Annotated in this window: 4 protein-coding genes; 2 read left to right on the top strand and 2 right to left on the bottom strand. The window is 51.1% G+C overall.

All coding sequences use genetic code 11. The features are described from left to right. On the bottom strand, window positions 1–259 hold a 259-nt coding region (locus tag ACWA6V_RS19125; RefSeq protein ID WP_449523988.1), incomplete at its 3' end, for an inorganic diphosphatase. A gap of 103 nt (window positions 260–362) precedes the next feature. Then, window positions 363–1,193 carry an FHA domain-containing protein gene (locus ACWA6V_RS19120; protein WP_449523987.1) on the bottom strand — a complete coding sequence of 277 codons (831 nt, stop codon included), beginning with the start codon at window positions 1,191–1,193 and terminating at the stop codon, window positions 363–365. A gap of 138 nt (window positions 1,194–1,331) precedes the next feature. Between ACWA6V_RS19120 and ACWA6V_RS19115 the strand changes: the two genes are divergently transcribed. Continuing rightward, window positions 1,332–1,667, top strand: coding sequence for a SelT/SelW/SelH family protein (locus ACWA6V_RS19115; RefSeq protein ID WP_449523986.1), 336 nt, complete (start codon window positions 1,332–1,334; stop codon window positions 1,665–1,667). Window positions 1,668–1,829: 162 nt separating this feature from the next. Next, the coding region (locus tag ACWA6V_RS19110) for an efflux RND transporter permease subunit (RefSeq protein ID WP_449523985.1) at window positions 1,830–3,589 on the top strand (1,760 nt) is incomplete at its 3' end.

The following is a 3,589-nucleotide window of genomic DNA, read 5'->3' as shown; positions in this document are numbered from 1 at the left end:
AGCGAATTACCGAGCCTGCTTGTACTGGCTGTGGGAATACCACGAGTACGTCGGCTGCATCGCCATCGCCACACAGAGTGTTGGGGATGTAGCCGTAGTTGCAAGGGTAGTACATGGCGGTACTCACCAGACGGTCAACAAACAGCGCATTGCTGTCTTTGTCGATCTCGTACTTGATACCGGAATTCATGGGGATTTCGATAACTACGTTAAAGTCATCGGGCAGGCTTTTGCCCGCAGGGACAAGTTCAAAACTCATGATGCGTTCCTGACGTCTATTGATTGAAAACTAATGGATTGAAACGGGTTAATCGGTGCAACCGGATGGAGCAAGAATTCTTTGAGCTAATAGGCGGCGGATTCTACCACAACAAAAAGGCGACGATAGCGGTGACCACCAGGGTAGCGGCCATCAGTGCCAACCATGCGTTGCGACGGCCGTTGCTCAGGCTGGGTTCGATGCGGTTGCCGGGCGAAGTGGGGCGGGTTTTCCAGCGCTTGGGTTCGCTGCTGGGTAGTTTGCGCTCAACTGGTTTGCTCAGCTCATCGATCGGTTTGCGGATGCGGGTTTTGCTGTCTTCGAGGTCGGGTGCGACTATGCGGAATGTGTAGACATCCAGGCGTAAGCGGTCGCCATTGTTAGCGGTGGCGTTGTCGATACGCAATTCATTGAGGAAAGTGCCATTGGCGGAGCCGAGGTCTTTGATGCGCAGATGGTTGCCTTCGATGCTGATTTCGGTGTGGCGGCGCGATAAATGGGTGCCCGGGATCACAATGTCGCACTGATTGCCGCGCCCTATCACCGTGCCGCGCTCCGGCAGCAATATAAAATGCTTACCCGCCAGCCAACTGCTATCGGAGACGAGCCGCCAGGGGGCGCTGTAGGTGTCTTTGGCTTTATCGGGCAGGCTGCGGGGGTCGAGTACGATAATGTCGCTGTTGCCGATTTTGATAATATCGCCGGGCAGGATCTCTTTCTGGGTTACGCGCTGGCCGTTGATGAAACAGCCGCTGGTGCTGTTGTTATCTTTGAGAAAGTATTTGGTATTTTCCTGAATAACCTTGGCGTGCAGTGGGTCTACGCCATCTTCGTCAATGATTAAGTGGTTGTCTGCTGCTCTACCAATAGAGAAGAGTTTTTCGACGACCCACAGGGGCGGGCGTCGATTGTCCTTAAAATGGAGTTTGAGCATGGCAGATTCCGTATTTTGTCGTCTGAATCGTTATTTGTGCTGCTATCTACCCTGAAACTGCGGATTTTGACGCCGATCCTGTGATCTGAATGACCTTATCATCGAATTCTATTAACTCATACCCTAAAGGGCAATCAAATGGCTGATATTCCTGAGCACATAATTCCTCATGCTCCCCCCCAACCAAAAAATAAAGTAGTTATTCACTACTGCAATATGTGCCGGTGGATGCTGCGCTCCGCCTGGCTTGCCCAAGAGCTATTGAGTACCTTTGATGGTGAGTTGGACGAAGTGGCGCTACATCCGGGGACCGGTGGAATATTCCATGTGTGGCTCAACGACCAGTTGATCTGGGACCGGGTTAGCGATGGCGGCTTTCCGGAAGCCAAGGAACTAAAGCAGCGGGTGCGCGATCTACTCTGCCCCGAGCGCTCGCTTGGGCACAGTGATGGCCATACGAAAAAGGCAGACTGACTTTTGTAACAAATCGTTTCTAGCGCTCTGAGTTGATGGCCTTTTTACTGTTTTAAAAAGGGGTGGCTGGCATAATGGCGCCACCCTTCTGGCCGATGCACCACTGGCACGCCCTTATGCAGGTCCTGTCGCTCAGGGAAACTTCACCAACCGGATTTTTTCATGCAGACACTTTCACGCTTTTATCTGTCGCTCAGTCGAATTTACCGCGCGCTCGTTATCAATCGTCCTTACCACGTGCTGACAACACTGGTGTTGCTCACCATAGTTGCTGCGTTTGGTATGACCAATTTCAAATTGGATGCATCCGCTGATTCGCTCACGCTCGAACACGATACCTCCATCGATTACTTGCGCGAAATTTCCAAGCGCTACCAAAGCGGTGATTTTCTGGTGCTCACTTATGCACCCAAAGCCGATATGTTTTCCGATGAGTCGATCAATACGCTCAAACAATTGCGCGATGAACTGGCGAGCGTTGATGGTGTGGCCAGCGTCTACTCCATGATCGATGTGCCGCTGCTCTACAGTCCTATGCGCCCTTTGGCTGAGCAAAAAGAATCCACGCGCACCTTGCTGACACCCGGTGTTGATCGTGCGATGGTCAAGCAGGAATTTTTAACCAGCCCGATTTATCGCGATATGTTGTTGAGCCCTGATGGGACGACATCGGCAATTCTGCTCAACTTAAAAGTGAACAACCAATATATCCAAATGGCGCGCCACCGCGATGCGCTGCGTCTAAAGCGCGATAAAGAAGGGCTTAGTGCAGCAGAGGAAAAAGAATTAATTCAGGTGTCGGCTGAGTTTCTGGATTATCGCACTGCCACAGCTGCACATGACGCGGCGCGCGTGGAAATTGTGCGCGGCATAGTCGCGAAATATCAGGATCGAGCCCAGATTTTTCTCGGCGGTGTGAGCATGATCACCACCGATATGATCGCCTATATTAAAAGCGATCTGGTGGTGTTTGGCGGCGCATTGATTGCGTTCATTATTTTTATGTTGGCATTTTTATTCCGTCAATGGCGGTTCGTGGTGCTGCCGCTCGCTACCTGCTTAATGTCAGTGACGTTGATGCTCGGTTGGTTGAGCTGGATTGATTGGCGGCTCACTGTTATCTCCTCGAATTTCGTTGCGCTCTTATTAATAATGGTGTTTGCATTCACGATTTATGTGGTGGTGCGCTATCGCGAAATTCATGCGATTGATCCCGATATGGATCAAGCCGATTTAGTGCTGCAAACCGTGCGCGATATGGCGGTGCCCTGCCTGTATTCGGCATTGACCACGATCGTTGCTTTTATGTCGTTGGTGATGAGCGGTATTCGCCCGGTAATAGACTTTGGTTGGATGATGACCATTGGTCTGGTGGTGGGCTTTATTTTGGTATTTGTGGTACTGCCTGCAGGCCTGATGATTCTCCCCAAAGGGGAGCCCAAAGATCGTGGTGATAACTCAGCAGCACTTACCGTGCGTTTTTCCAAGCTGGCAGAACTTCATGGTGGAAAAATTTTATTGCTCGCACTGGTGGCTCTGCTGGTGAGCGCTTGGGGGATTACCAGACTCGAGGTGGAAAACCGTTTTGTAGATTATTTTAAAAGTGACAGTGAAATCCATCAGGGTTTGAGTGTGATTGATCGCCAACTCGGAGGCACAGTCACGCTAGACATTATTCTCGATGCCGATAAGAACACACTGGAGGTTGTTGAGTCAGAGGCGAGTGATGAAGAAGATCCTTTCGCAGAAGAGGGTGGCGGTCAGGCAGGCGTAGATGAGTTTGCCGACGAAGAAGATCCCTTTGCCGAGGCGGGCGATGAAGATGCTTTTGCCGATGATGCCAGCACTCCCACCATAGCCCCAAGTTATTGGTTTAGTGTGGCCGGGTTGGATCAAATCAAGCAGCTGCACACGTATTTAGA

It is taken from the genome of Cellvibrio sp., from assembly GCF_053579595.1.
Note: the sequence above shows the minus strand (reverse complement) of the source record. Positions and strands in the feature narration are given on the sequence as shown.